23 protein-coding genes and 3 pseudogenes are annotated in these 26,052 nt (G+C 33.0%); 4 read left to right on the forward strand and 22 right to left on the reverse strand.

Annotation, left to right across the window (positions count from 1 at the left end):
• The first annotated feature begins 36 nt into the window (after positions 1 to 36).
• The 3 genes from proC (at position 37) to THEWI_RS06560 (ending at position 2,460) form a co-directional block, all read left to right on the forward strand.
• Positions 37 to 831, forward strand: coding sequence for a pyrroline-5-carboxylate reductase (proC, locus tag THEWI_RS06550; protein WP_014062865.1), 795 nt, complete (start codon positions 37 to 39; stop codon positions 829 to 831).
• 2 nt (positions 832 to 833) lie between these two features.
• Positions 834 to 1,292 carry a ribonuclease HI gene (gene rnhA, locus THEWI_RS06555; RefSeq protein ID WP_014062866.1) on the forward strand — a complete coding sequence of 153 codons (459 nt, stop codon included), beginning with the start codon at positions 834 to 836 and terminating at the stop codon, positions 1,290 to 1,292.
• Between the two features lie 175 nt (positions 1,293 to 1,467).
• The gene (locus tag THEWI_RS06560; RefSeq protein ID WP_004396249.1) at positions 1,468 to 2,460 is read left to right on the forward strand and encodes a tyrosine recombinase XerC; all 993 of its coding nucleotides are present in this window, start codon (positions 1,468 to 1,470) and stop codon (positions 2,458 to 2,460) included.
• Positions 2,461 to 2,509: 49 nt separating this feature from the next.
• Here THEWI_RS06560 and THEWI_RS06565 read toward each other — a convergent pair whose 3' ends face one another.
• The 8 genes from THEWI_RS06565 to rny all read right to left on the reverse strand — a co-directional run bounded on the left by THEWI_RS06565 (position 2,510) and on the right by rny (position 11,120).
• Positions 2,510 to 3,784, reverse strand: coding sequence for a methionine gamma-lyase family protein (locus THEWI_RS06565; RefSeq protein WP_014062867.1), 1,275 nt, complete (start codon positions 3,782 to 3,784; stop codon positions 2,510 to 2,512).
• Positions 3,785 to 3,788: 4 nt separating this feature from the next.
• Positions 3,789 to 4,700: a stage V sporulation protein K gene (gene spoVK / locus THEWI_RS06570; protein WP_014062868.1), complete on the reverse strand. Its 912-nt coding sequence runs from the start codon at positions 4,698 to 4,700 to the stop codon at positions 3,789 to 3,791.
• Between the two features lie 69 nt (positions 4,701 to 4,769).
• Positions 4,770 to 6,191: an adenylosuccinate lyase gene (purB, locus tag THEWI_RS06575; protein ID WP_014062869.1), complete on the reverse strand. Its 1,422-nt coding sequence runs from the start codon at positions 6,189 to 6,191 to the stop codon at positions 4,770 to 4,772.
• A gap of 13 nt (positions 6,192 to 6,204) precedes the next feature.
• Complete coding sequence (locus tag THEWI_RS06580) at positions 6,205 to 7,392, reverse strand: pyridoxal phosphate-dependent aminotransferase (protein ID WP_014062870.1); 1,188 nt, start codon at positions 7,390 to 7,392, stop codon at positions 6,205 to 6,207.
• A gap of 55 nt (positions 7,393 to 7,447) precedes the next feature.
• Positions 7,448 to 8,284, reverse strand: coding sequence for a PHP domain-containing protein (locus THEWI_RS06585; RefSeq protein WP_014062871.1), 837 nt, complete (start codon positions 8,282 to 8,284; stop codon positions 7,448 to 7,450).
• Between the two features lie 69 nt (positions 8,285 to 8,353).
• Complete coding sequence (locus THEWI_RS06590) at positions 8,354 to 8,614, reverse strand: stage V sporulation protein S (RefSeq protein ID WP_003866776.1); 261 nt, start codon at positions 8,612 to 8,614, stop codon at positions 8,354 to 8,356.
• Between the two features lie 72 nt (positions 8,615 to 8,686).
• Complete coding sequence (locus THEWI_RS06595; RefSeq protein ID WP_014062872.1) at positions 8,687 to 9,466, reverse strand: TIGR00282 family metallophosphoesterase; 780 nt, start codon at positions 9,464 to 9,466, stop codon at positions 8,687 to 8,689.
• Positions 9,467 to 9,593: 127 nt separating this feature from the next.
• Positions 9,594 to 11,120 carry a ribonuclease Y gene (gene rny, locus THEWI_RS06600; protein WP_014062873.1) on the reverse strand — a complete coding sequence of 509 codons (1,527 nt, stop codon included), beginning with the start codon at positions 11,118 to 11,120 and terminating at the stop codon, positions 9,594 to 9,596.
• Between the two features lie 235 nt (positions 11,121 to 11,355).
• Here rny and THEWI_RS06605 point away from each other — a divergent pair, with 235 nt between their 5' ends.
• On the forward strand, positions 11,356 to 12,399 hold the full coding sequence (locus THEWI_RS06605) for an IS30 family transposase (protein ID WP_014062874.1): 1,044 nt from the start codon (positions 11,356 to 11,358) through the stop codon (positions 12,397 to 12,399).
• Between the two features lie 201 nt (positions 12,400 to 12,600).
• Here THEWI_RS06605 and THEWI_RS13900 read toward each other — a convergent pair.
• From THEWI_RS13900 to THEWI_RS15445, 14 genes and pseudogenes are all read right to left on the reverse strand, one after another.
• Positions 12,601 to 13,781 (reverse strand): annotated as a pseudogene (locus THEWI_RS13900) (ISLre2 family transposase); the annotation flags it as partial.
• 89 nt (positions 13,782 to 13,870) lie between these two features.
• A complete protein-coding gene (locus THEWI_RS06615; RefSeq protein WP_014062875.1) occupies positions 13,871 to 14,497 on the reverse strand; it encodes a RecX family transcriptional regulator in 627 nt (208 codons plus the stop codon).
• A gap of 43 nt (positions 14,498 to 14,540) precedes the next feature.
• Complete coding sequence (gene recA / locus THEWI_RS06620; protein ID WP_003869117.1) at positions 14,541 to 15,566, reverse strand: recombinase RecA; 1,026 nt, start codon at positions 15,564 to 15,566, stop codon at positions 14,541 to 14,543.
• A 64-nt stretch (positions 15,567 to 15,630) separates the two neighbouring features.
• Positions 15,631 to 16,872 (reverse strand): competence/damage-inducible protein A, encoded by a 1,242-nt coding sequence (locus THEWI_RS06625; RefSeq protein ID WP_014062876.1) that lies wholly within the window; start codon positions 16,870 to 16,872, stop codon positions 15,631 to 15,633.
• Positions 16,873 to 16,885: 13 nt separating this feature from the next.
• The gene (pgsA, locus tag THEWI_RS06630) at positions 16,886 to 17,422 is read right to left on the reverse strand and encodes a CDP-diacylglycerol--glycerol-3-phosphate 3-phosphatidyltransferase (protein WP_014062877.1); all 537 of its coding nucleotides are present in this window, start codon (positions 17,420 to 17,422) and stop codon (positions 16,886 to 16,888) included.
• A complete protein-coding gene (gene rimO / locus THEWI_RS06635) occupies positions 17,422 to 18,732 on the reverse strand; it encodes a 30S ribosomal protein S12 methylthiotransferase RimO (RefSeq protein WP_014062878.1) in 1,311 nt (436 codons plus the stop codon). Before rimO ends, pgsA begins: the two co-directional genes overlap by 1 nt.
• Before the next feature lie 29 nt (positions 18,733 to 18,761).
• Positions 18,762 to 20,875: pseudogene (locus tag THEWI_RS15440) on the reverse strand (FtsK/SpoIIIE family DNA translocase).
• A gap of 118 nt (positions 20,876 to 20,993) precedes the next feature.
• A complete protein-coding gene (locus tag THEWI_RS06645) occupies positions 20,994 to 21,203 on the reverse strand; it encodes a YlzJ-like family protein (protein ID WP_003869122.1) in 210 nt (69 codons plus the stop codon).
• Positions 21,203 to 21,919 (reverse strand): ClpP family protease, encoded by a 717-nt coding sequence (locus THEWI_RS06650; RefSeq protein ID WP_003869123.1) that lies wholly within the window; start codon positions 21,917 to 21,919, stop codon positions 21,203 to 21,205. The genes THEWI_RS06645 and THEWI_RS06650 overlap by 1 nt, the downstream gene beginning before the upstream one ends.
• A gap of 58 nt (positions 21,920 to 21,977) precedes the next feature.
• Positions 21,978 to 23,174, reverse strand: coding sequence for an aspartate kinase (dapG, locus tag THEWI_RS06655; RefSeq protein ID WP_014062880.1), 1,197 nt, complete (start codon positions 23,172 to 23,174; stop codon positions 21,978 to 21,980).
• A gap of 87 nt (positions 23,175 to 23,261) precedes the next feature.
• Positions 23,262 to 23,513 carry a YlmC/YmxH family sporulation protein gene (locus THEWI_RS06660; protein WP_003869125.1) on the reverse strand — a complete coding sequence of 84 codons (252 nt, stop codon included), beginning with the start codon at positions 23,511 to 23,513 and terminating at the stop codon, positions 23,262 to 23,264.
• 11 nt (positions 23,514 to 23,524) lie between these two features.
• Positions 23,525 to 23,971, reverse strand: a complete 447-nt coding sequence (gene dut / locus THEWI_RS06665; protein WP_003869126.1) for a dUTP diphosphatase — start codon at positions 23,969 to 23,971, stop codon at positions 23,525 to 23,527.
• Positions 23,955 to 25,211: a M16 family metallopeptidase gene (locus THEWI_RS06670; RefSeq protein WP_014062881.1), complete on the reverse strand. Its 1,257-nt coding sequence runs from the start codon at positions 25,209 to 25,211 to the stop codon at positions 23,955 to 23,957. The genes dut and THEWI_RS06670 overlap by 17 nt, the downstream gene beginning before the upstream one ends.
• Before the next feature lie 40 nt (positions 25,212 to 25,251).
• Positions 25,252 to 25,967 (reverse strand): annotated as a pseudogene (locus tag THEWI_RS15445) (polysaccharide deacetylase family protein).
• Positions 25,968 to 26,052: the final 85 nt, after the last annotated feature.

Here is a 26,052-nt window from a genome sequence, read left to right on the forward strand (position 1 = left end):
TTTTTTTGAAATAACAAAGTAGGGGAGTTTTTCAAGATGAAGATTGGTTTTATAGGAGTCGGCAATATGGGACTTGCTCTTATAAAGGGCATATTAAAGTCGGATTTTATAGACGCTGAGGATTTAATTCTTTATGATCCGGTGAAAGAAAAAACAGCGGGGTTAGAAAAAGAATTTGGTGTTATTGTTGCAAAAGACAATATTGACCTAACTGAAAAGTCAGATATTATCATTTTAGCAGTAAAACCTAATATTTACGATGCTGTATTAGAAGAAATAAAAGCAAAAGTAACTGCTAAAAAAATAATAATTACTATAGCTCCGGGTATAACTATAAGTCATGTCAAAGATATTTTAAAAACGGGAAAGATAGTGAGAACAATACCTAATACTCCTGCTTTAATAGGAGAAGGTATTACTGCTATAAGTTATTCACAAGACATACAGCGAGAGGATAAAGAGATTGTGGAGAAGATTTTTAAAACCTGTGGGGAAATTGTAGAAGTAGAAGAAAAGTTAATTGATGCTGCAATGGCTGTCTCTAGTTGTAGTCCAGCATTTGTGTACATGTTTATTGAAGCATTGGCAGATGGTGGTGTACTATTGGGATTACCAAGAGATGTTGCGTATAAATTAGCTTCAAAGGCTGTAGCTGGTGCAGGTAACATGGTATTAAAAACAGGTTTTCATCCTGGCCAATTAAAAGACATGGTAACATCTCCAGGTGGTACAACTATTGAAGGTATAAGGATTTTGGAAAAAAATGCAATGAGAAGTGCAGTGATTGAAGCAGTGGCTGCAGCATATCAAAAAACAGAGGGATTGAAGTAAAAATGTCAAATAATATCGATGTTGTTGAAATATACACAGATGGAGCTTGTAGCGGTAATCCTGGTCCAGGTGGCTGGGCAGCAGTTTTACTGTACAAAGGAACAAAAAAAGAAATATCAGGATTTGAAGAAAATACTACAAACAATAGAATGGAATTAAAAGCAGTAATAGAAGCTTTGAAAGCCTTAAAAAGGCCTTGTAAAGTTAATTTATATAGTGACAGTAGTTATGTAATAAATGCCTTTAAAGAAGGCTGGCTTGAAAAGTGGCAGAAAAACAATTGGCTAAAATCAGATAAAACTCCAGTAGAAAATCAAGAGTTATGGAAGGAGCTTTTAGAGGTTTCAAAAAGACATCAAATCAATTGGATTAAAGTAAAAGGTCATGCAGATAGTGAATACAATAATTTATGTGATAGACTGGCTACAGAGCAAATAAAAAGAAATACTAAAAAGTTATAAGAGTTTTAAGCTCAAGGAATCTTAGTTTAGTAAGGTTCCTTGAGCTTTTTAATAATTTTGAACGCAGTCTCTAAAGTAGCTTGATTTAAGCATTATATGTATGGTATTATATATACAAGTAATTATACGAAATAGTTATTTCGTATAATTAGAATTGTAGAAAGGAGTTTTGAGAATGTCTAATGAAATTTCTAATAATACTTCCAATAATGGTTCTATTAAATATCCCCCTCTTCTTGAAGAATTTTTAAACTACTTCTCAACTGTAAAAGCCCGTTCTTATAATACTGTAAAAGCTTATGCTTATGATTTAGTTTTGTTTTTGCGCTTTTTAAAGCAAAGACGCGGAAAAGTTAGTCCTAATGTAGAATTTGATGAAATAGATATTTCTGATGTAGATGTTGATTTGATAGAATCTGTTGATTTAAACGACTTATACGCCTACCTTAACTTTGTAGCTAACGAAAGGTCTAATACTCCCCCTGCTCGTGCTCGAAAAGTAGCAAGTTTAAGGTCTTTTTATAATTATCTTTACAAAAAAGCCAAAGTGCTAAGCAAAAATCCTACTCAAGAATTAGAGTCGCCAAAACTTTCTGTAAGACAGCCTATTTACCTCACCCTTGATGAAAGCAAGAAGCTTTTAAATTCTATAGATGGGCCCTTTAAAGAAAGAGATTACGCTATTATCACTTTGTTTTTAAACTGTGGGCTCAGAGTTTCTGAACTGGTGAATATAAATCTAGACGACATAAAAGATGATAAACTAACTGTTATAGGAAAAGGAAATAAACAAAGAACAGTTTATTTAAATGATGCGTGTATTAATGCAATAAATACATATTTGAAGGTAAGACCTAAAGAAGGAGTCAAAGATAAAAAGGCTTTGTTTTTGAGCAAAAGGCTTAAACGCATAAGTGTTAAAACTGTACAATATACCGTAAAAAAACATTTAAAAAATGCTAATTTAGAAGGAAAAAAATATTCTGCCCATAAATTGCGCCATACAGCCGCGACTTTGATGTACAGATATGGTAATGTAGATATAAGGACTTTACAAAAGCTCCTAGGGCATTCTAACGTGTCTACAACGCAAATTTATACCCATGTAGATGATTCGCAATTAAAAGAAGCTGTAAATAAAAACCCTTTATCACAAAAGGAAGATTGAAAATAAAATTCAAGAGGTAAGATTTTCCTCTTGAATTTTATTTTGTAGCTTATTCTTCTTTGTAAATATTATTTAAAGCAATAGCTATTGCCAATTTTACTTGAGGATAAGTAAGACCACCTTGCACGTATGCGATATAAGGTTCTCTTATAGGTGCATCTGCACTTAACTCTATAGAAGATCCTTGTATAAATCCTCCTGCTGCCATTATGACTTTATCCTGATATCCTGGCATGTCCCACGGCTCAGGAATTACATGAGAGTCTACTGGGGACCCCATTTGTATTCCCTGGATAAAAGATATCAACTCTTCAGCAGTTTTAAATTTGATAGCTTGAACTATGTCAGTTCTTTCTTCGTCATATTTTGGAGTAACTTCATAGCCTAAGTCTGACATAATTTTCGCTAAAAGAACAGCTCCTTTTAAAGCTTGTCCTACCACTTGAGGTGCAAAAAATAACCCTTGTAAAATCAATCTATTTAAATCTAAAGAAGGACCTACCTCTTTTCCTATGCCAGGGGCATATAGCCTATAAGAAGCATTTTCAACTAATTCCTTTTTTCCTACTACATATCCACCTGTAGGGGCAATTCCCCCACCTATGTTTTTTATAAGAGAACCTGCTATAATGTCGGCTCCTACTTCTGTTGGTTCTTTTATCTCAGTAAATTCTCCATAGCAATTATCTACAAATATGATTACATCTTCTTTTACCTTTTTAATTTCACCAATTGCCTTTTCTATATCTTCTATCTTCAAAGACTTTCTATAGTCATACCCTTTTGATCGTTGAATCATCACCATTTTAGTTTTTGAGGTTATTGCTTTTTTTACACTTTCTATATCTATTTTTCCATCATTAAGGAGGGGAATTTCTTTATATATAACTCCGTATTCTTTTAAACTTCCCCTCCCCTCCCCTTTTATCCCTATTATTTCTTCTAACGTATCATAAGGCCTCCCACAAGCCGAAATTAGCTCTTCATTTGGTTTTAAATTGCCAAATAGACATAATGCTATGGCATGAGTTCCAGATACGATTTGAGGCCTTACTAAAGCGTCTTCTGCGGCAAATATTCCTGCATATATTTTTTCGATTGTCTCTCGCCCGATGTCACCATATCCATAGCCAGTTGTGCCATTAAAATGGATATCGCTTAATTTGTTCTTTTGGAAATGATATATGACCTTATACTGATTGTACTCTACAGTCTTATCAATCTTTCTAAATACAGGATAACAATCTTTTTCTGATTTTTCTATAACTTCGATTATTTTTGAGTTTATATGGAAATTGTTCTGCAAAATTTTTTTTGTGTCCATTTTCTCAGTCCTCTCTAATGTCTATACTGTCTATTGTTATTAAATCTTCTTTGGTTATATTTATTTTGTTTAAAACTCTTACAGCCTGTTTTCTAATTGCTCTTTCTATGATATTCCTTACAAGGCGCGCGTTTCCTATTTCTCTTGAATTGTCGTCACGAATCAATATTTTCATTAATTTTCTCTTTGCACTTTCTGTAAGCTTATATTGCCTGTTTTTTACCATGACTTCCGCAATCTGAAGAAGTTCATCTATAGTATAATCAGGAAAATCTATCTGGATTGGAAACCTGGAGCGAAGTCCGGGATTGGTATTTAAAAAATATTCCATTTCGTGTTTGTAACCTGCTAATATAAGTATAAATTTATTCCTATTGTCTTCCATTTCTTTGACAAGAGTATCAATAGCTTCTTTGCCAAAGTCTTTTTCTCCACCCCTTGCCAAAGAATAAGCTTCATCTACAAACAAAATTCCTCCCAAAGCTTTTTTTACATTTTCACGGACTCTGTGAGCAGTATGTCCTATGTATTCTCCTACTAGATCAGCTCTCTCTACTTCAACTACATGGCCTTTTTCTAAAACTCCTATACTTTTTAAAAGTTTTCCTAATATCCTTGCTACAGTAGTTTTGCCTGTTCCTGGATTACCTTTAAATATCATATGTAATACTATAGGTTCAGTGGCTAATCCTTCCTTTTTACGCTTTATTTGCAGTTGCGAGAAAGCGTAAATTTCTTGTATAATTTCTTTCACTTTATTAAGGCCTATCAAAGAATTTAGCTCTTTTAAAGCTTCTTCTTGTAATTTTTTATCATCTACAGTTGTTGTGACTTCTTTAGGTTTATCTTCTGACTTTTTTTCTATTTTATATCCTTCAAATTTATATCCTTCAAAGAAAACTGGCCGTATTCCCATCTACCACCACATCCCAATACCATTTTTATTGTTATTCTATGATATTGGGATGTGGAAAGTGAACAAATTTTACACTTCTACTTTTGCTTCTACATCTTCTTTAAAATCTGCTAAAATAGGGTTTACAATTTCCTTAATGTATTCTTCAGTCTGGCTTACAGCTCTTCCGGTAAATTTTATAGGGTCAACTAATTCTTTAATTTCTTCTTGGGAAAGTTTAAATCTTTGGTCATTTTGTATATAATCAAGCAACCTATTTTTTTCTCCATTTTTAACTTCTTCTGCCGCTTTTAAGGAGTATACTCTTATAGCTTCATGTAACTCTTGTCTGTCCCCACCTTTAAGTACAGCTTTCATTAAAATCTTTTCTGTAGCCATAAAAGGCAATTCCTTCATCACATTTTTTTCAATTACTTTTTTGTTTACTTTTAAACCAGACGCAATGTTTATATAAAGATTTAATATAGCATCTGTGGCAAGGAACATTTCGGGTATTACAATTCGCCTGTTAGCTGAATCATCTAAAGTTCTTTCAAACCATTGAGCAGAAGAAGTAATAGATGCATTTAAAAGTGTGACAATAACATACCTACTTAAAGCTGCCATTCTCTCGCTTCTCATAGGATTTCTTTTATAAGCCATTGCAGATGAGCCTATTTGTTTTTCTTCAAAGGGCTCTTCAATTTCTCTTAAATGTTGCAAAAGCCTTAGATCGTTGCTGAATTTGTGAGCACTTTGAGCAATACCGCTTAAAACAGACAAAAGCATAAAGTCATATTTTCTCGTATAAGTTTGTCCTGTCACAGGGAAGGACTTTTTATATCCCATTTTTTCTATTACTAATCTGTCTAGCTCTTTTACTTTTTCTTCATCACCACCAAAAAGCTCCATAAAACTTGCTTGTGTACCAGTGGTGCCTTTTACTCCTCTTAACATTATGTTTTCTCTTCTATATCTTAAATCTTGTAAATCGAGAATTAAATCTTGTATCCAAAGGCATGCTCTTTTACCAACTGTAGTAAGTTGAGCTGGTTGAAAGTGAGTATAACCTAAAGTTGGTAAATCCTTATAAGTTAGTGCAAATTCGGATAAAACTTTTATTACTTTGAGAAGTTTCTTTTCAATTAGCTCAAGAGCTCTATCCATAAGAATTATATCAGTATTGTCATCTACAAAAGCAGAGGTAGCTCCTAAATGGATTATAGGTTTGGCTTTGGGGCACAAAAGACCATAGGCATGTATGTGAGCCATAACATCATGTCGAAATTCTCTTTCGAATTTTTCCGCATCTTCATAGTTTATGTTGTCTATATTTTCTTCCATTTCTTTAATCTGCTCATCTGTAATATTGAGCCCTAATTCTTTTTCGCTTTTTGCCAAAGCTACCCATAATCTTCGCCAAGTTTTAAATTTTTCATCGTCAGAGAAGATTTGGGTCATTTCTTTGCTAGCGTATCTTGTTATTAACGGATTCTGATAAGTATCTCGCATATTTACCTCCTCATTATGCTTTATTTAAAAATTCTTCGATTCTATTTAAGCCTTTTTCAATATTTTCAATGGAAGTAGCATAAGAAATCCTAATGTAATTGTCCATTCCGAAGGGCAAAGCAGGAACAACTGCTACATTTGCTCCTTCAATTAAAGCATTTGCAAAATCTATGGAACCTCTAATAATTTTTCCTTTTATTTCTTTTCCAATGTATTCGTCTATATTTACCATTACATAGAAAGCCCCTTGAGGTTTATTTGATTTTAACCCCTTTATTTTATTTATCCTTTCAACCATATAAATTCTTCTTTTATTGAATTCTTCTGCCATTCTTTTAATAACAGTTTCATCTCCTAATAAAGCGGCTACACTGGCATATTGAGCAATTGAATTGGGATTTGAGGTGGTGTGACTTTGAATGTTTGACATAACCTTTGCAATTTCTAAAGAAGAAGCGGTATATCCAATTCTCCATCCTGTCATAGCATAAGCTTTAGACATGCCGTTTACCAAAATTGTCAGTTCTTTAATTTTTTCATTTAAAGAGCCGATACTGATGTGACTGCCCTCGTAAATTAATTTTTCGTATATTTCATCTGAAATGACAAAAATATTTGCTTCTTCAATAATTTTTACAAGTTCTTCTAACTCTTCTTTAGTATACACTGAGCCAGTTGGATTGTTGGGGGTATTTAAAATTAAAGCTTTTGTCTTAGAGGTAATAGCATTTTTTAATTCTTCGGCTGTAATTTTAAAGTCATTTTCTGCTTTTGTTTTTACAAAGACAGGCTTTCCATAAGCCAGCCTTACCATCTCAGGATAGCTTAACCAATAAGGTACAGGAATTATAACTTCGTCGCCAGGATTTAAAATTGCACAAAGAGCGTTATATATAGAGTGTTTAGCGCCGTTTGATATGACAATTTGGTCTGGTTGGTATTTAAGGTCGTTGTCTTTTAAAAGCTTGTCGCATACTGCTTTTTTTAATTCAGAAATGCCTGAAGAAGGGGTGTATTTGGTGTAGCCTTTTTTTATAGCGTCAATTGCAGCTTCTTTTATGTAATCAGGTGTATCAAAATCTGGCTCTCCTACTCCGAAGTCTATAACGTCTATGCCTTGAGCTTTTAGCTGTTTTGCCTTTGCAGTTATTTCTAATGTCATAGAAGGGGTAATTTGTAAGGCATTTTGGGATAAATCCAATTTTTACACCTCCAGAGGGTTTTGTTATATGAATCACAATATTATTTTAACTTAATTATTTTGATATTTCTACAAAATTTTTAGCTTTACTTTTCAATATTTTTACATATTCATAGTCTAACTTTATGGTTCCTAAAAGGTCTCTGCCATCTACTTCTATACCGTGAAAATCTGAGCCTCCAGTTATGATTAACTTGTATTTTTTAGCTTTGTTTAAATACTTTTCTATATCTTCGGTAGTGTGTTTTGAATGGTAAACTTCTATTCCGATTAAACCTTTTGGGGCTAATTCCTCAATAATACTATCATCTTGAAGTAACCCGGGATGAGCTAAAACAGGAACACCTCCATTTTCTAAAATAAGGTTTATTGCTTCAAAAGGAGTGATTCTGTATCTTTCTATATAAGCAGGAGCACCCACTCCTATGTATTTTTCAAAGGCTTCTTTTACACTTTTTACATAATTCTTTTTTACCATGGCTCTTGCTATATGAGGTCTTCCTATGAATTTTTCACTTGTGAATTCCAATACGTCTTCTATAGAAATATCAATTCCTAATTCATTTAATTTTTTTAAAATCGCTTTGGCTCTGTCATTTCTCAGCTTTTTCATCTCTTCTAATTTTTCAGTAAAATTTTTATCGTGATAATTTATAAAATAACCTAAAATGTGAATTTCTTGATCTTGATAATAACAATTAAATTCAATTCCAGGGATAACTTCTATTTCATATCTCGAAGAAGCTCCTATGGCTTCCTCTAATCCATCAATCGTATCATGATCTGTCAGAGAAATACAACTAAGTCCGTGTTCTTTTGCCAATCGAACTACTTCAGAAGGTGAATTAGTTCCATCAGAAGCTTTTGAATGCATGTGAAGGTCTGCAAACATTATATCCCAACCTTTCTTCTAAATTTTACCTTTACAATTTAAAATAACCTGCAAAATGCAGGTTATTTTTTATCGTGGCTCTACAATTAACTTTATTGCTGTCCTTTCTTCACCGTCTATTTCAATGTCTGTAAAAGCAGGAATGCAAATTAAGTCAATCCCGCTTGGTGCTACAAAACCCCTCGCAATTGCAACAGCTTTTACAGCTTGATTTATTGCACCTGCACCTATTGCTTGTACTTCCGCACCTCCACGCTCTCTTAACACCCCTGCCAACGCTCCTGCTACAGCGTTTGGATTAGATTTTGCTGAAACTTTTAACACTTCCATTGTTTTTCCCCCTTAAAAACAAATGATTTTCTCTTTGTTAATATTCTACATTTGTTTTAAAAATCCTCTTTTTTATGCATAAATTTTATTAATCCGTTCTATGCTAAAGCATTTTCCTGTTATTTCATTAACAGAAATTACAATGGCATTTATTTGGGCAGGACCTTTTGCAACTTCAAAGCGTACAGGTACAGAAGATGTAAATTTTTTAATTATTAATTCTTTATCTATTCCCAATATAGAATCACTAGGACCTGTCATGCCAACATCAGTTATGTAAGCTGTCCCATTTTGTAATATTTTCTCATCTGCCGTTTGTACATGAGTATGAGTGCCAAAAACACAACTTACTTTTCCGTCTAAAAAATATCCCATTGCTATTTTTTCAGAAGTAGCTTCTGCATGAAAATCTACGAGGATTATATTCGTCTCTTTTTTTAACTTTTCCATTTCTTCTAAGGCGACAAAGAAAGGATTTCTATTGCAAGGCATAAAGGTAGTTCCCTGCAAATTTATAATACCAATTTTTGTATTTTTAAAATTAAGTGCTATAGAGCCCCTGCCAGGTGTTTCCTCTAAATAATTGGCAGGTCTTACAATTCGCATTTCTTCATCAATAAATTTTAATATTTCTTTTTGATCCCACACGTGATTTCCCATTGTTAATGCAGAAATTCCCATTTCAAAAAGTTCATCAGCAACTTTGCGAGTCAGTCCATTTCCTCCGGCAGCATTTTCTCCATTCGCTATAACTATGTCAATATTGTATTCTGATATTAATTCTTGTAAGTGCTCTTTTAATATGTTTCTACCTGGTCTTCCAACTATATCGCCGATGATAAGTATCTTCATTCTTAACCTCCAAAAAATAATTTTCTTAAACTTATTATTACACAAACCTAGCTATTAAAACAATAGCTAATAAAAATTTATGATGAAACTTTTAAAGCGTGCTCATCGCACGCTTTTTTTCAATCCTTTATTTTGCATAATCTACAGCTACTGTCTCTCTTATGACAGTCACTTTGATTTGACCTGGATATTCAACTTCTTCCTCAATTTTTTTGCTTATATTTCGCGCCAAAATGACAATATCATCATCATTGACAATTTCAGGTTTTACCATTATTCTGATTTCTCTTCCTGCTTGTATAGCATAAGACTTTTCTACACCTTCAAAAGAATTAGCAATTTGTTCTAACTTATCTAAACGCTTAATATAGGCTTCTAAAGCTTCCCGCCTTGCACCTGGCCTTGCAGCAGAGATAGCATCTGCCGCTTGTACTAATACTGCCTCAACAGTCTGAGGCTCTACATCATTATGATGAGCCATTATGGCATGAATGACAGCATCAGACTCATGATATCTTTTAGCTAGTTCTGCACCTATCATTACATGAGGGCCTTCCACCTCATGGTCTACGGCCTTACCTATATCGTGTAAAAGTCCTGCTCTTTTGGCAACTAGGGCATCTGCACCTAATTCATAAGCCATAAGTCCTGCCAAATGAGCTACTTCGATTGAATGCTTTAAGACATTTTGCCCGTAGCTAGTTCTAAATTTAAGTCTTCCTAGTAACTTAATCAGCTCGGGATGCAAACCGTGAATTCCTACTTCAAAAGCCGCTTCTTCTCCTGCTTTGATTATCATGTTGTCTACTTCTTTTTTAGCCTTTTCTACCATTTCCTCTATTCTTGCGGGATGTATTCGCCCATCTTCAATTAATTTTTCCAGCGCAATCCGCGCAACTTCTCTTCGTATAGGGTCAAAGCCTGAAATAACAACAGCCTCAGGAGTATCATCTATTATAAGGTCAATTCCCGTCAATGTCTCTATTGTCCTTATATTTCTGCCTTCCCTACCTATTATGCGACCTTTCATTTCATCATTAGGAAGGGTAACAACAGACACAGTTGTTTCTGCAGCATGGTCAGCCGCACAACGTTGAATGGCATTGCTAATTATTTCCTTTGCTTTCATTTCTGCTTCTTCTTTAGCTTTGTTTTCCATTTCTTTAATCATTATAGCCATTTCATGTTGTATATCTTTTTGAACACTTTCTAATAAAATGGCTTTTGCTTCTTCACGGCTTAGTCCCGAAATTCTTTCTAATTCTTCTATTTCTTTTTGATGGAGTAAAGAAATTTGTTCTTCCAATTGTTGAATTTCTTTTTGTTTTTCTTCTAGAAGATTTTCTTTTTGTTCTAAAGTTTCGGCTCTTTTATCCAGGGTTTCTTCTTTTTGAAGGAGTCTTTTTTCTAAACGCTGTAATTCACCTCTGCGATCCCTTATCTCTTTTTCTAAATCAGTTCGCATGCGGTGAATCTCTTCTTTAGCTTCTAATAAGAGCTCTCTTTTTTTATTTTCAGCGTCTCTTTTTGCACTTTCTAGTATGGTACGCGCTAAATTTTCTGCGCTTTTTATTTTAGATTCTGCAATAATCTTTCTTGCAAAATAACCAATTAGAAAGCCGACTGCTATTGCAATAAGTGCTGTGATTATCAATTCAACATGGCTAATACTCTTACACCTCCTTAGTAGTTATTCATATTTTATTTTAGACCCTTTTCAAAATTATGTCAAGTTATAAATCCTTTTCGTCCGTGTCAAGTTTTCGTAGGTAAATTTTTTTAAAGGTTAGTTGTATAATTAAATGCAACAGATAAAAAAATAGAAACCATAGTGAAAATCATGTATGATATAGGTGTCAAATCAACATCATACAAGGAGGATTTTCACTATGGTTCATAATAATTGTACCACAAAAAAGCGTTCTTTTAAACACTTAAGTAGCTATGAACGAGGAGAAATCTATGCATTACTCAAGGAAGGAAGGAGTATTCGGTATATTGCTAAAAAACTTAATCGATCTCCAAGTACCATAAGCCGTGAAATTAAACGTGGAACTACTACACAACTTAGAAGTGATTTGTCTTCTTATACAAGCTATTTCCCTGAAACTGGTCAGGCTGTCTACGAAAAAAATCGTTCAAATTGTGGAGCTAAATTTAAAGCAGCTAAAGCAGAAGATTTTTTGAAATATGCTGAAAATAAAATATTACATGAAAAATGGTCGCCGGATGCAGTTGTAGGTTATTGTAAGAAGGACCCAAGCTGGAATAATAAAACCATTGTTTGTACTAAAACACTCTACAACTATATAGATAGAGGATTATTAAAAGTTAAAAACATTGATTTACCTTTAAAACTACGTTTAAAACCAAGGAAGAAACAAAACCGTAAAAATAAACGTATTATGGGTAAAAGTATTGATTTTAGGCCTAAAGAAGCTGAAAGCCGTGAAGTTTTTGAACATTGGGAAATAGATACGTTAATTGGCAAGAAGTCTAATGACAAGGTCCTTTTGACATTAACAGAGCGTAAGACTCGCCATGAAATAATATTTCTTTTAGATGCAAAAGACAGCAAATCTGTTAAAGATGCACTATCAAAATTAAAAGATATATTTGGTGATAATTTAAACAAAGTATTTAAAACCATAACATCTGATAATGGTACAGAGTTTAGTGATTTAGAAAGTACTCTTTTAGAATATGGTGTAGAAGTATATTATACACATCCATATTCATCTTGGGAAAGAGCTACGAATGAACGACATAATGGTCTTATACGACGTTTTATCCCTAAAGGAAAAAGTATTAAAGATTTATCTATAGATACGATAAAGAGAGTAGAAAATTGGCTTAATAACCTTCCACGAAAATTGTTAAATTATAAAACACCTAAAGAATGCTTTTATGAGGAACTGGCAAAAATCTGTTAAGCCCATCTCTTATAAAGTATAGAGCTCGCTCGTGATTTGTCAAGGGGCAGGCTTCGCCTGACTTAAACCCTTGACAAATTACGACCTTCGCTCAATTTGTTAACTAAGATGGGCTTAAGGTTATATATGATTTGTCCCAAATCCTATATCTACATGATTTTCATTAAGTGTTGCATTTAATATTGCAATTTATATATGATTCATCCTGTCTCCACCTTCTCTTGTCCATCTGCAACCAAGGCGTTTCATCCTTCTAGCTATGTTGTGTTGTATTTGCCCTTCTATGCTTCCTAATCGTTCTGCTCCAGGTGAATTTATTATGCCTCCTCAGTTGTCAATCAAATATTTTAATAGCTTAATAATTTTTTCCTTTCGTTCTCCCTTTGTTCTTTTTATCGCTTCTCTTAATGTTACTTCTGTCGCTTGTAAGTCACCTTGATAAATTGCTTCTCTTGCCTTGTTATAAATCTCTTCGTCATGCCAAAGAGCTTCTGTTAACTGCTTGTTAAGATGGATCTAGTCTGTATTTCTGCTCCCAGAAAGTATTCTAATCCTTCTTTTGGCCATTCTGCTCCGTCTCCTCCTATGTACACTTCCTCTATATTTTCTATATCCCATTTGTATCCCACTTTTGCATAAACCTCTTCCCATATTTCTTCACTGTTCCTTAATCCACTTACTACTAGTTTATCTTTTAATTTATATCTTCCTTCGCTTATCTTTTTTTCCCTTCATAGGCTATTATGTGTTTTATTTCTCCTCTCTTTTTATTCGCTCTTTGTAGCCTTATTATTACACCATCGCTTTCTATGTATAGCTTCTTTGTAACCTTCTCTCCTTTCGGTAACTTCCCATCTTCAAAAACTTCTTTCCTCTTTTCTTCACTGTCTTCCCTTAAATCTTCTCCTACTTCCTGCACTCCTTTCCAGATCGGCATCGGACTAATTCCAGGAAATAGATAGTTTAATATTTCTGCCGCACGCCTAAAAGGCATTTCTGTACCTAATTTTACAGCTATTTCTCTTAACTTCGGTGTTATTTGTGAACGAGATCTTAAATCTAATAATTCATCCAGTAAAAACTTTGTCTCTCCTCTCTTTTTGTTTCTGTATAGACGCCTCCTTTATATAAATTCTCCAAAGGTACTAACAACCTGTTTCGCTCTAAATCCTACTACTTCCCATACTTCCTTCTCTCTTCCCTTCATAAGTTGTGTGTCTATTTCTTCTAAAGCCCATGCAAAAATTTGAGTGGATATCTTCTGCATGAGGTTGTGGATTCCTTATTCAAGTTCACAAAAGTCTTTACTTTCTTTTATTATTTTTATTAATCCATTTGCAAAAAGGAAGGATTGCCCCCACTATGTGTCGAATATCTAACATATTAGACCTTACCTTTCTTTTGATTTTTGTTTTATTTCGTTTTTGAGTGGTGAGGTCTTTTTTCTACATTTGTCCCCATTTTTCCTGCTTCATTTCACATACTTAAATTTTACACTGCCATCCTTTTCTTTCAAGGCATCACTAATATTTTCAATTTGAAACCCGTTGTTGTAAAGATAGTTTTTTAACTTTTTAGTTTCTTCTTGGGATTTTAATTTTTTTTCAATTATTTTTTTTATTATTTCAACTTCTTTTTCTTCAGGATAAAAATTGTTTAAGCTTTCTTGGATCAATTCTTTACTAATTCCTTTTTTTACAAGTTCGTAATAAATTTTTCGCCTACTATACAGTTGATTTATCTTTTGTTCTATAAATAATTTGGTATAAACTTCGTCATTGATATAGTTATAGCTTTTCAGCTTTTCAATAACACTTTTTATAATATTCTCTTCAAAACCTTTTATTTCAAGCTTTTGAGAAAGTTCTTTTTCTGTTAACATTTTTCTTGATAAAAGTTTAAATGCGTAGTCACTCGCTTGTCTTGTTGCAGTATAGTTTACATAATAATTATACTGTTCACTATCTAGTTCTTTTCCTTCCTTTATGCCTAAATAGATCAAATCTTCTAAATTGCAACTAAAGGCATATTCTCCATCTATGTAAACATTATATTGCGTTTTATTTTTTTTCTGCTTTTCTATAGTAGTTATTATCATGCTTATTTCTCCTTTTGTAATAAAATAACCCCACAATAAGGGGTCATTCTACTATTGCATCAGGGGAGGATTTTATTTTATTATAAGCTAGATTGAAATTTTCTCTAATTTTTCTTTCAATTTCATCTGCGATTTCTTTGTTTTCTTTTAAAAATTGCTTAGCGTTTTCTCTTCCTTGCCCTAATCGTATATCTCCATAGGAATACCAAGCACCACTTTTTTCAATTATGTCTATACTTGTGCCAATATCCAAAATGCTTCCTTCTCTTGAAATACCTTCTCCATACATTATATCGAATTCTGCTTGTTTAAAAGGCGGAGCAATTTTATTTTTTACAACTTTGACACGCGTTCTATTGCCGATTATCTCATTTCCCTGCTTTATTGCATCTACTTTTCTCACATCTAGTCTTATTGTGGCATAAAATTTCAGTGCTCTTCCTCCAGGGGTTGTTTCAGGATTTCCAAACATAACACCTACTTTTTCTCTAAGCTGGTTTATAAAGACCACAATAGTTTTAGACTTACTAGTAACCCCTGCTAATTTTCTCAAAGCTTGAGACATCAGTCTCGCTTGAAGCCCTACATGGCTATCTCCCATTTCACCATCAATCTCCGCCTTAGGTACTAAAGCAGCAACAGAGTCTATCACAATTATGTCAACAGCACCACTTCTAACAAGGGCTTCTGCAATTTCTAAGGCTTGTTCGCCCGTATCAGGCTGCGCCACCAATAAATCCTCAATATTGACCCCAAGATTTTTTGCATATACAGGATCAAGAGCATGTTCTGCATCTATAAAAGCACCCGTTCCTCCCATTTTTTGTGCTTCTGCTATCATATGTAGCGCTAAGGTAGTTTTTCCTGAAGACTCAGGGCCAAAAATTTCTATTATCCTTCCCCTTGGAACTCCTCCGACACCTAAAGCAATGTCTAATTCAAGAGAACCTGTAGGTATTACTTCTACATTCAATTTTGCAGTATCTCCCAATCTCATGATAGAGCCCTTGCCAAACTGCCTCTCTATCTGACTTATAGCCATTTCTAAAGCCTTTTGTTTTTCTATCATTTATTATTTACCTCCCAAGAATACAAGGTATTGTATTAAATTAATTATATATTAAGGGACATAACTAGTCAATTTTTATTCCCAGAAGATATCTTCTTACAATGTCTAAAGCATGTAGTACTGTCCTCGTCCTTATTTTACTTCTATCACCACTTAACATTAGTTTTTTTACATAGACTTTTTCATTGGTAGCAAAACCCACATACACTAATCCTACGGGCTTTTCAGGTGTTCCACCTGTAGGTCCTGCAATTCCAGTAGTAGACAAACCAAAATCAGCATTGGCCAATTTTCTTATATTTTCTGCCATTTCTTTTGCTGTCTCATGGCTTACTGCTCCATAAGACTCTAAAGTAGATTTTCTAACCCCTAAGATATTTTCTTTAGCTTCATTGCTGTAAGAAACAACACCTAAATTAAAGACTTTTGAAGCCCCTGATACATCTGTTATCTTTTTTGCCAATAAACCACCTGTACAAGATTCAGAGACAGCAAGAGTTAATTTGTTTTTCTGTAGTAATTTTATCACGACTTCTTCCATTTCTTCCTCATCTACAGCGTATATATAGTCACCTATGATACCTCTAATCCTTGATTCCATATCCTCAATCATTTCTAAAATTTCTTTGTCATCATGTCCTTTTGCAGTTATTCTCAAAGTTACGTATCCATCACCTACTAAAGGAGCAACAGTAGGATTAGAATTAAACAAAAGAGGTTTTACCATTTCCTCTACTTTTGATTCACCTAAGCCAAATATTTTGATTACTCGAGACTTTATAGTTTCATTAGTTTTGCTTTTAAGATAAGGATATACAGATTCCTCAAACATCGGAATTAGCTCAGAAGGTGGACCAGGCAAAATTATGATGATTTTGTTATCTTTTTCTATTATACAGCCAGGAGCTGTTCCATTTTTATTTGGCAAGATTTTTGCACCTTCTGGGAAAAAGGCTTGTTTGAAGTTGTTCATGGTAGGTGTTTGTCCTACTTTTTCAAAAAATCTTATTATCTCTTCTTTTGCTTCTAGATTTTCTACAAGAGGAATACCTAAAAAAGAAGCCACTGTCTCTTTTGTAATGTCATCAACAGTAGGGCCTAATCCACCTGTTGTTATTATAAGGTCAGAGCGGTTAAAAGCGATATTTAAACATTCTTTTAATCTTTCTTCGTTATCTCCAACGTTAGTATGGAAATATATATCTATGCCCAAAAGAGCCAATTTTTCAGATAAATATTTAGCGTTAGTATTTAAAATTTGTCCTAATAAAAGCTCTGTGCCAACAGAAATAATTTCTCCTTTCAATTAAAACACCTCTTTAATCTTTGAATAAATTTTTAGATTTTATAATATAATCTACACCCGAATAAATTGTCAAAATTAAAGCTATATACACCATTATAGTGTCGAAGGGAAAATTCATAAGGCTAAAAGGGTAATTATTAAGCATCAGTGCAATTACTGCTATCATTTGAAAAGTAGTTTTGTATTTCCCGTAATTACTGGCAGCAATGACAATTCCCTTATCAGCAGCAACTGTCCTAACACCTGTTATTAAAAATTCCCTTGCTAATATAACTACTACAATCCAACTTTGAATGCGTCCCATTTGTACTAAGGCTATTAAAGCAGAAGAAACCATTATTTTGTCTACCAGTGGGTCCATAAGTTTCCCAAAATTAGTTATTTGATTAAACTTTCTTGCCACATATCCATCAAATTTGTCGGTCAATGCTGCAAGTGCAAATATTCCTGCAGCTATAAAATCATTGTAGGGCCCTCTGACAAGCATAAAAAACATAAAAATAGGTATTAAAAAAAGTCTTAACATTGTAAGTTTGTTTGCTAAGTTCATTAATATTCCCCCACCAAATCGTACTCATAGGCATCTGTTATAGTTGCTACCACAAAATCTCCAGCTTTGAGTTTTTTGTCGCTTTTTACATAAACAACACCATCAATCTCAGGGGCATCCATATAACTTCTGCCATAATATATTCCATCTTCAAAACCTTCAATTAATACCTCTAACTGCTTCCCTATTTTTGAAAGATTATGCTGATAGGAAATCTCTTTTTGTATTTCCATCAATTCTTGTTGTCTTTTAATTTTGACATTCTTTTTAATTTGGGGCTTCATATAATACGATTTAGTTCCCTCTTCTCGAGAATATGTGAAAACTCCTACTCTTTCAAACCTTTTTTCTTTTACAAATTGTTTTAAATCCTCAAATTCTTCTTCTGTTTCTCCAGGAAAGCCTACCATAAAAGTAGTGCGTATTACCATGTTTGGAATGCTACGCAATCTACTTATAACCTCTTCTATTTTTTGTCTATTAGTATTTCTATTCATTCTTTTTAGGACTTCATCATGAGAATGTTGTAGCGGAATATCAATATATTTTACTATTTTTTCATTGTTTTTTATCTCTTCAACAAGTTCTTCTGTTACACTATCAGGATATGCATAAAGTAACCTAATCCACTTTAAACCATCAATCTTAGAAATTTCTTTTAAAAGTTGGGGCAGCATAAATTTTTTATAAACGTCTACTCCATATTTTGTAGTGTCTTGAGCAATGAGTATAAGTTCTTTTGCACCTTTTTTGACGAGTTCCTCGGCTTCTCTAAGTATGTCCTCCATTTTGCGACTTCTGTATCTTCCTCTAATCTTTGGAATTATGCAAAAAGAACAAGCATTGCTGCAACCTTCTGCAATTTTTAAATAGGTGTAATAATTTGGCGTAGTTAAAATGCGCTGTATTCCTTCATCATTTAGTAAATTAGCGTGTCCATATTCTAAAACAGTTTTTCCTTTTTCTATTTCTTCTATTACTTCTGCAATTTTGGGGAAATCTCCAGTGCCAATTACTGCATCTAATTCGGGAAGTTCTTTTAATAATTCTTTATTATATCTTTCAGACAAGCAACCAGTTGCAATAAGGTATTTTAGCCTGCGGTTTTTGAGTTTTCCCATCTCAATGATGTACTCTATCGACTCTCTTTTTGCATCCTCTATAAAGCCACAAGTATTTATAATGAGTATGTCAGCTTTATTTTTATCATTTACTATGTTATAACCTTTTTCTTTTAAAATTGCTAACATTTTTTCCGAATCAACTGTGTTTTTGGGACATCCAAGGGATATAATTCCTACATTTTTCATCTGCATTTCCTTTCTATTTTAAGATTCTTCTAATATTTTTTTATTTCTTCTTTTGATAGAAGAATTTGCCTTGGCTTAGAACCATCATAACCGCTTATAATACCTTTTTGCTCTAATTGATCTATAATTCGGGCAGCTCTCGCGTACCCAATTCTTAATCTTCTTTGTAACATTGAAATAGAAGCTTGCCCTGTTTCTAAAATTACAGAAATAGCATCTTCTAATAACTCATCCTCTTGTTGTTCAAAAATTTTTCCATTTGTCTTTTCCTCAATTTCTATTTCTTCGTACTGAGGCTTAGAATGATTTTTTAAGAAATTTACTACAGCTTCTACTTCTTCTTCAGAGATAAAAGCTCCTTGAATTCGCATAGGTTTTGCTGCTCCTATAGGGTTAAAAAGCATATCGCCTTTTCCTAAAAGTTTTTCTGCACCTGTCATATCCAAGATTGTTCTTGAGTCAATTTGAGAAGATACAGCAAAAGAAATCCTTGAAGGGATGTTGGCTTTAATAACTCCCGTTATTACATCAACAGAGGGTCTTTGGGTAGCAATGACCAAATGAATGCCAGCTGCTCTTGCCATTTGAGCTAACCTAAATATATATTCTTCTACTTCTGCAGGAGAGACCATCATTAAGTCAGAAAGCTCATCAATTATGATTACAATTTTATATAAGCTGTTTTCTTTGTATTTTTCGTTATAGCTGTCTATATCTCTAACTCCATATTGGGCAAATAAATTATAACGCTTAGTCATTTCTTGTACTGCCCAATTTAAGACACCGGCTGCCTTTTTAGGGTCTGTGACAACCGGAGTTAAGAGATGAGGAATGCCGTTGTAAATATTAAGTTCTACTACTTTTGGATCTATCAATATCATTTTCACCTGTTGTGGAGGGGCTTTGTATAACAAACTCACTATAAGAGAATTTATGCAAACACTTTTACCAGAACCTGTAGCACCTGCAATGAGCAAATGAGGCATTTTAGATAAATCTGCTATGACAATATTACCAGCGATATCCTTTCCTAAACCAATTGCTAAGCCTGATTTAAAATTTCTAAACTTTTTGCTATCTATTACTTCTCTCAAATATACTGGAGCTATTTTATCATTTGGGACTTCTATTCCAATAGCAGATTTACCAGGAATCGGCGCTTCTATTCTCACAGAAGGCGCAGCTAGACTTAAAGCAATGTCATCTGTTAGACTCACAATTCTGCTAACTTTGACTCCTGCACTAGGTTGCAATTCAAAACGAGTAATTGCAGGCCCCTTTGTCACTTGGATAACTTTTGCATCAACTCCGAAGTTTTTAAGGGTGTCTTCTATTTTTTTACTTTCTCCATTAACACTTCATTTTTTATTTTTGGTGGGGGAATTGCCTCTTTTAAAAGGGTTATAGGAGGAGGAAGATACTCGCTTTCTATAACCTCTTCTTTATCTTTTGTACCTTTTTCATAGATTTTTCTTTCTTCTTCTACTTGTTCAATTATATCGATTGTTCTATTTTTTTCTGTTATATTTTCTTCAATTAAAGGTGTGAAATCCTCCTGAGAAGTAGAGGTAGAAATTACTTCCTTCTCATGGTCTGTTTTTTTTATCTTTTTTTTACGTTGTTTAAACTTCTGATAGGAAGATTCCATCAGGTTTACGATAGATACATTTGTAATAAGCACTATAAAAATTGCCAAAGAAGAAAACAATAATATATAGCTTCCTGTGATACCCAAAAGTTTTACTAGAAAATATACCAGTAAGGCAGCAACAACTCCTCCACCCATATTGTTTATACCATTAGTGTAAGCAGCTAAAATATAATTTTTTAATCCTTCATTAGAAGGGAAATAATACAAATGATCTAAACTTATGAGGGTTAGAAAAAGTCCAAAAAGTGCTGCAGCTTTATGTAATTTTATAAAATCTCGATTATTGAAAAGAAACATCAACGCAAATACTAAAAGTAAAGCAGATACAACATAAGAACCTATCCCAAAAGAACCCTTTAAAAAAATTCCTATGTTTTTACCTATAGCACCAGTTGTATCTGTATAAAGGCTTAAAAAAGAAATAAGTGTAAAAGCCAAAAATATAATTCCAATGATTTCGTTTTTGAGAGACTTTTGTTTTTTATCAATCATATATACCACCTGTTTATAATTTCTTCTATAAAAATTTTAGTATTAATTATGTAAAATAGCAACAAAAAAATAGATGTGCTAATTTTTTAAACACATCTATTATAACACAAAAATTTTTCTAATAAATACTTATCATGCTTCCTGGAGTATATTTTGCGTCTAGGTAATCAAAAGGATTAGTAGAATACATTCTTTGAATTATATAATTTCCATTTGAGAGTTTTTCTACTACTAACTGCTTATTCCCCATCTTTAGTTCTATGTAATTGGTGGGTATATCTTCTCTTTTTTCAAAAATTAATTCATAGGGAATTATTGTATATAACATTATTCTTCACCTTTCTTTTTTTCTCTTTCTTCTATCATATTGTGTAACCTCTTTAAAGCTTCTTTGATACCCCCTATTTCGTCAATCAAACCGTAATCTACTGCTTCTTTTCCAACTAAGATTGTTCCTATGTCGTTGGCTAATTCTCCAGTTTTAAGCATAAGCTTCATAAAAGTATCTCTTTTTATTTTTGAATTTCGCACAATAAACTCTACTATTCTATCTTGCATTTTGTTGAAATAATCAAAAGTTTGGGGAACTCCTACTATTAATCCTGTCATTCTGATAGGGTGTATTGTCATGGTAGCACTTGGCACTATGTAAGAATAATTTGCTGAAACTGCTAAAGGCACCCCGATACTGTGACCTCCACCTAATACTATAGATACAGTAGGCTTAGAAAGGCTTGCTATCATTTCTGCAATAGCAAGACCTGCTTCCACATCTCCTCCTACAGTATTTAATAAAATCAAAACTCCTTTTATATTAGGGTTTTCTTCTATTGCTACCAATTGTGGTATTATGTGTTCATATTTTGTGGTTTTGTTTTGTGGAGGCAGTATCATGTGGCCTTCAATTTGCCCTATTATAGTAAGACAATGAATATTGCTTTCAAAATTAGGTACGTTTGTCTGGCCTAAATTTTTTAAATTCTCCTGAACATGTGGTAAAGTCTGAGGTTGTTCTGTTTCTTCATTTTTTAAAAAATTGCTCATCTTTATCACGCTCCTAATAATTAGTATAAAAAAAAGCGCAATAGTATGCGCTTCCCTTTTAAAGATTAAATTCGTCATGTAGAACTCTAACTGCTTCTTCAGCTTTATCTTGACTTACAAGGCAAGAAATAGTATTATGAGAGTCAGCTGTTTGATAAATTTCTATATTATGCCTTGATAATGCCTTTATTACTCTTGCCATTACTCCTGGAACGCCTCTTATTCTATTACCAATTATAGAGACTTTTGAGCAATTAGTTCTGTAGGAATATTTTATATTGTTTTCTTCAAGAAGTTTTTGTAACTTTTTAAAATCCATCTCTGATATTGTAAAAACTTGTTTTTCAGGAAAAATATTAATAAGGTCAATGCTTATTTTTTCTTCTGCAATTGTTTCGAATATACTTTCTGCATTTTCACTGTTTTCTAGCACGATTTGAACTCTATGGTCCATATTGGCAATTCCAGTGACTAATTTGTCTATATCGTAAATATTATCGTAAGCCTCATTATATTGAGTTATAATGGTACCTGGACTGTCTGACATGGTATTTTTTATAACAAGGGGTATATTACCTCTCATTGCTATTTCTACCGCTCTAGGATGTACTACCCTTGCTCCTTGTTCTGCAAATTGGAATACTTCATTATAACTTATTTTTTTCAAAATATGAGCTTTTGAAACAATGCGAGGATCTGCTGTCATTATTCCATCTACATCTGTATATATTTCTACCGCGGAAGCTTTTAGAGCTTCACCTAAAAGAGCAGCAGTTGTATCACTGCCTCCTCGCCCTAACGTAGTTAAATCTCCTTCTTCTGTGATACCTTGAAAACCTGCTACTACAGGAATAATTCCCTCTTTTAAACTTTCTAAAAGTCTTGTTGGTTCTACTTTTATAATTTCCGCATTGCCAAAATTATCATCTGTTATAATGCCTGCTTGTCCTCCGGTAAATACTTTTGCTTTATAACCCTTCTTTGATAGGGTTGCAGCAAAAGTCACACTGGAGATTATTTCACCACAATTCATCAATAAATCTAATTCTCGTTTTGAAATATTGCTATCTATTGATTTAACCATGTTTATTAGAGTGTCTGTGGCATAAGGATCTCCATTTCTTCCCATTGCAGAAACTACTACTACCACGCTAAAACCGTTTTTAACTGCCTCAATTACTTTTGAGGCAGCCTTCTCTCTTCTCTCAGGTGTTGATACAGAAGTTCCACCAAATTTTTGTACCAATATTTTCACGTTCTCATCCTTTCCTTTTGAAGGTATCTAAGTTGAGACATTTTATATTATTATACTTCATTAAAGTGATAAAGAAAAGTAATATTTTTAATAAAACCGTCTTTTCTTTTCTTCGAATTCCACAATAAGCATATCGTCACCAATTTTTCTTATAGAGTCCCAACTTATTTCAATATAGTTTGTCTTTCCTCTAAATAAACCTTTTGATTCATATACTATTATTGAATGAATCCTTCCTGTTTCTTCATCAATAACTAAATCTGAATCTTCTACTAATCCCCATCTTCTTCCATCCGTTAAATTTACAATTTCTTTATTTCCAAATTCGCTTAACCGCATAGAACCCCTCCTTATATACCGGTATGGCCAAATCCTCCTTCATCTCTTTTAGTTTCTGAAAGGATTTCTGCCTCGACTATTGTTGGTCTTACTATTTGATTGATTACCATTTGAGCAATTCTTTGTCCCCTTGCGATTTTGACTGCTTCTTTTCCTAAATTGATGACTATCAATTTTATTTCTCCTCTGTAATCGGAATCAATTGTACCAGGAGTATTTAAAAGAGTTATTCCGTAGTTTAAAGCTAGGCCGCTTCTTGGCCTTATTTGGGCCTCAAAATTTGGAGGAAGTTCAATTTGTATACCTGTTGGAATTAGTTTTATTTCGCCAGGTTGTAATATGACTTCCTCTTTAACATTAGCATATAAATCCATGCCAGCGGCTCCTTCACTCATATAAGCAGGCAAAGGTAAGTCTTTAGCATCATCAGTTTTTTTAATCTTAAGTATTATGGACATTTTCTAACCACCCTTTATCTCTTTTGTTTAGTTTTCCAACCACGGCTATGCTCATGTCATCAGGATTTATAATTTTTTTAGCTAAGTCATTTATTTCCTCGTAAGTTAAGTTATCTATTGTTTGAAGTATTTCCTCTACAGTATGCACTTTATTAAATAAAAGCATGGATTTTCCTATTGTGCTCATTCTACTGCTTATACTGTCTAAATCCATTAATACATTTATGCGAAGTTGCTCTTTAAATTTATCAATCTCTTCTTTTGCTAAACCTTTTGAATACACATCTTCTATTTCTTGCAAAATTAAGCCATATACCTTTCTAAAATTATTAGCGTTCATACTAGCAAAAATAGAAAAAACCCCAGCATGGTGATAGGTAGAAGGATAAGAATAAATCGAGTAAACCAATCCCTTATCTTCTCTTATTTTTTGAAATAGTCTTGAACTCATTCCTCCACCAAAAGCATTATTAATGACGGCTAAAGCATATACTTTCCTTAAGTCATAAGTTATCCCAGGTAAACCAATACATAAATTTACCTGTTCAAAATCTTTTTCATAAAAAGCTTTGTTTTTATGCCAAATTGGAGAAGTTAATTGAGAAATAACATTAGTTTTTTGAATTTTTGATAAATATTTTTGCAGTATTTCATAGATATCATCGCCAAAATTTCCTGCTATAGAAATGACTATGTTATCTTTGTTATAATGGGCATTATAATAATTTACAATTTGTTCTTTGTTTAGCTTTTTAATAGTAGAAAAAGTACCAAGTACAGGGAAAGACAAGGGATGTCCTTTCCATATTGTTTTTGCTAAAAGATTATAAGCTACGTCTTCAGGAGAATCTAATTCTGCCAATATTTCTTCAAAGATGACTTGCTTTTCCTTTTCTATGTCTTCTTCTTTAAAGGCAGGGTTAAATACCATATCAAAAAGTATATCAAGACCTTGTTTTACGTGAGTATTTAAGACTTTTATATAAAAACAGGTACTTTCTTTTTCAGTAAAGCCGTTTAACTGTCCACCAATACTATCCATTTCTTCCGCAATTTGCTTTGCACTTCTTAGCTTAGAACCTTTAAAAACCATGTGTTCTATAAAATGAGATATTCCGTTTATAGCTTTATGTTCGTACATAGAGCCTGCTTTAATCCATATCCCTATGTATACAGAATATGCGTGAGGAATTTTACAAGTTACAACTTTTACTCCTTCAATAATCTTTTGTTCGTACATTTTATCCTCCTTTGCAAATTTAATTATTATTATAGCAAATTTAATTGTTATCTACAATTACTTCCGATACTTTAGTTATTTTATAACCTTTTTCTTTAAGTTGTTTTATTATCTGTGGCAATGCTTCCACAGTATTTTGAGTAGGGTGCATTAACACAATAGCACCGTTGTGATATTTAGTCATAACTCTATCTACAATTGTTTGAGGACTTGGATTATTCCAATCTATGGTGTCCAAACTCCATAGAATAACTTTATATCCTAATTGTTCTGCTACTTTTACTACTTCCTCATTGAAATCACCATACGGTGGTGCAAAAAGGGTAGGTTTTGTTCCTGTAATTTTTTCTAAAATTTCACCGCTTTTTTTAATATCTTCTTCATATTGTTGCCTACTTAAATTTGTATATTTTACATGTGTGTATCCATGACTTCCGATTTCATGGCCTTTTTGATAAATATCTTTTACAACATCAGGATTTTTTTCTGCCCATTTTCCTTCAAAAAAAATGTAATATGGATATTGTTATCTTTAAAAATATCTAACATTTTTGGTATGTACTCATCTCCCCATGCGACGTTGCAAGCAAAGGCAATCTTTTTTTCCTTTGTATCTCCTTTATAAATAGGTTCATTGCTGTTAAAAACAGAAACGCTGCGTGTAATTATGTAAATTAAAAAGATGAGCAGTAATATTGCTAAGGAAAAAATAATCCAAAAGCTTTTTTTAGGATATTTTATATAAAATATTTTCATTATAACACCACCCGTTGATATTCTCACTTTAATTTTATTCAAACAGGCGGCGAATATATTACTAAAAAATAAAAAACATAAACCG

It is taken from the genome of Thermoanaerobacter wiegelii Rt8.B1 (assembly GCF_000147695.2).
Classification (GTDB): Bacteria; Bacillota; Thermoanaerobacteria; order Thermoanaerobacterales; family Thermoanaerobacteraceae; genus Thermoanaerobacter; species Thermoanaerobacter ethanolicus.

Excerpts from the sequence above, each read along its gene's own strand:
- THEWI_RS06650 (WP_003869123.1), bottom strand. The coding sequence starts at position 21,919 with ATGAGCAATTTTTTAAAAAATGAAGAAACAGAACAACCTCAGACTTTA.
- THEWI_RS06560 (WP_004396249.1), top strand. The coding sequence starts at position 1,468 with ATGTCTAATGAAATTTCTAATAATACTTCCAATAATGGTTCTATTAAA.
- THEWI_RS06585 (WP_014062871.1), bottom strand. The coding sequence starts at position 8,284 with ATGTTTGCAGACCTTCACATGCATTCAAAAGCTTCTGATGGAACTAAT.
- recA (WP_003869117.1), bottom strand. The coding sequence starts at position 15,566 with ATGATAGAAAAACAAAAGGCTTTAGAAATGGCTATAAGTCAGATAGAG.
- THEWI_RS06590 (WP_003866776.1), bottom strand. The coding sequence starts at position 8,614 with ATGGAAGTGTTAAAAGTTTCAGCAAAATCTAATCCAAACGCTGTAGCA.
- THEWI_RS06595 (WP_014062872.1), bottom strand. The coding sequence starts at position 9,466 with ATGAAGATACTTATCATCGGCGATATAGTTGGAAGACCAGGTAGAAAC.
- proC (WP_014062865.1), top strand. The coding sequence starts at position 37 with ATGAAGATTGGTTTTATAGGAGTCGGCAATATGGGACTTGCTCTTATA.
- THEWI_RS06565 (WP_014062867.1), bottom strand. The coding sequence starts at position 3,784 with ATGGACACAAAAAAAATTTTGCAGAACAATTTCCATATAAACTCAAAA.
- rimO (WP_014062878.1), bottom strand. The coding sequence starts at position 18,732 with ATGAAAAATGTAGGAATTATATCCCTTGGATGTCCCAAAAACACAGTT.
- THEWI_RS06670 (WP_014062881.1), bottom strand. The coding sequence starts at position 25,211 with ATGTACGAACAAAAGATTATTGAAGGAGTAAAAGTTGTAACTTGTAAA.
- THEWI_RS06615 (WP_014062875.1), bottom strand. The coding sequence starts at position 14,497 with ATGATAATAACTACTATAGAAAAGCAGAAAAAAAATAAAACGCAATAT.
- rnhA (WP_014062866.1), top strand. The coding sequence starts at position 834 with ATGTCAAATAATATCGATGTTGTTGAAATATACACAGATGGAGCTTGT.
- spoVK (WP_014062868.1), bottom strand. The coding sequence starts at position 4,700 with ATGGGAATACGGCCAGTTTTCTTTGAAGGATATAAATTTGAAGGATAT.
- THEWI_RS06645 (WP_003869122.1), bottom strand. The coding sequence starts at position 21,203 with ATGTTATATACAATAATTCCCTATGAATTAATTTTTGAAAAAAGAGAA.
- THEWI_RS06605 (WP_014062874.1), top strand. The coding sequence starts at position 11,356 with ATGGTTCATAATAATTGTACCACAAAAAAGCGTTCTTTTAAACACTTA.
- purB (WP_014062869.1), bottom strand. The coding sequence starts at position 6,191 with ATGCGAGATACTTATCAGAATCCGTTAATAACAAGATACGCTAGCAAA.
- pgsA (WP_014062877.1), bottom strand. The coding sequence starts at position 17,422 with ATGAACTTAGCAAACAAACTTACAATGTTAAGACTTTTTTTAATACCT.
- THEWI_RS06660 (WP_003869125.1), bottom strand. The coding sequence starts at position 23,513 with ATGCGGTTAAGCGAATTTGGAAATAAAGAAATTGTAAATTTAACGGAT.
- dut (WP_003869126.1), bottom strand. The coding sequence starts at position 23,971 with ATGTCCATAATACTTAAGATTAAAAAAACTGATGATGCTAAAGACTTA.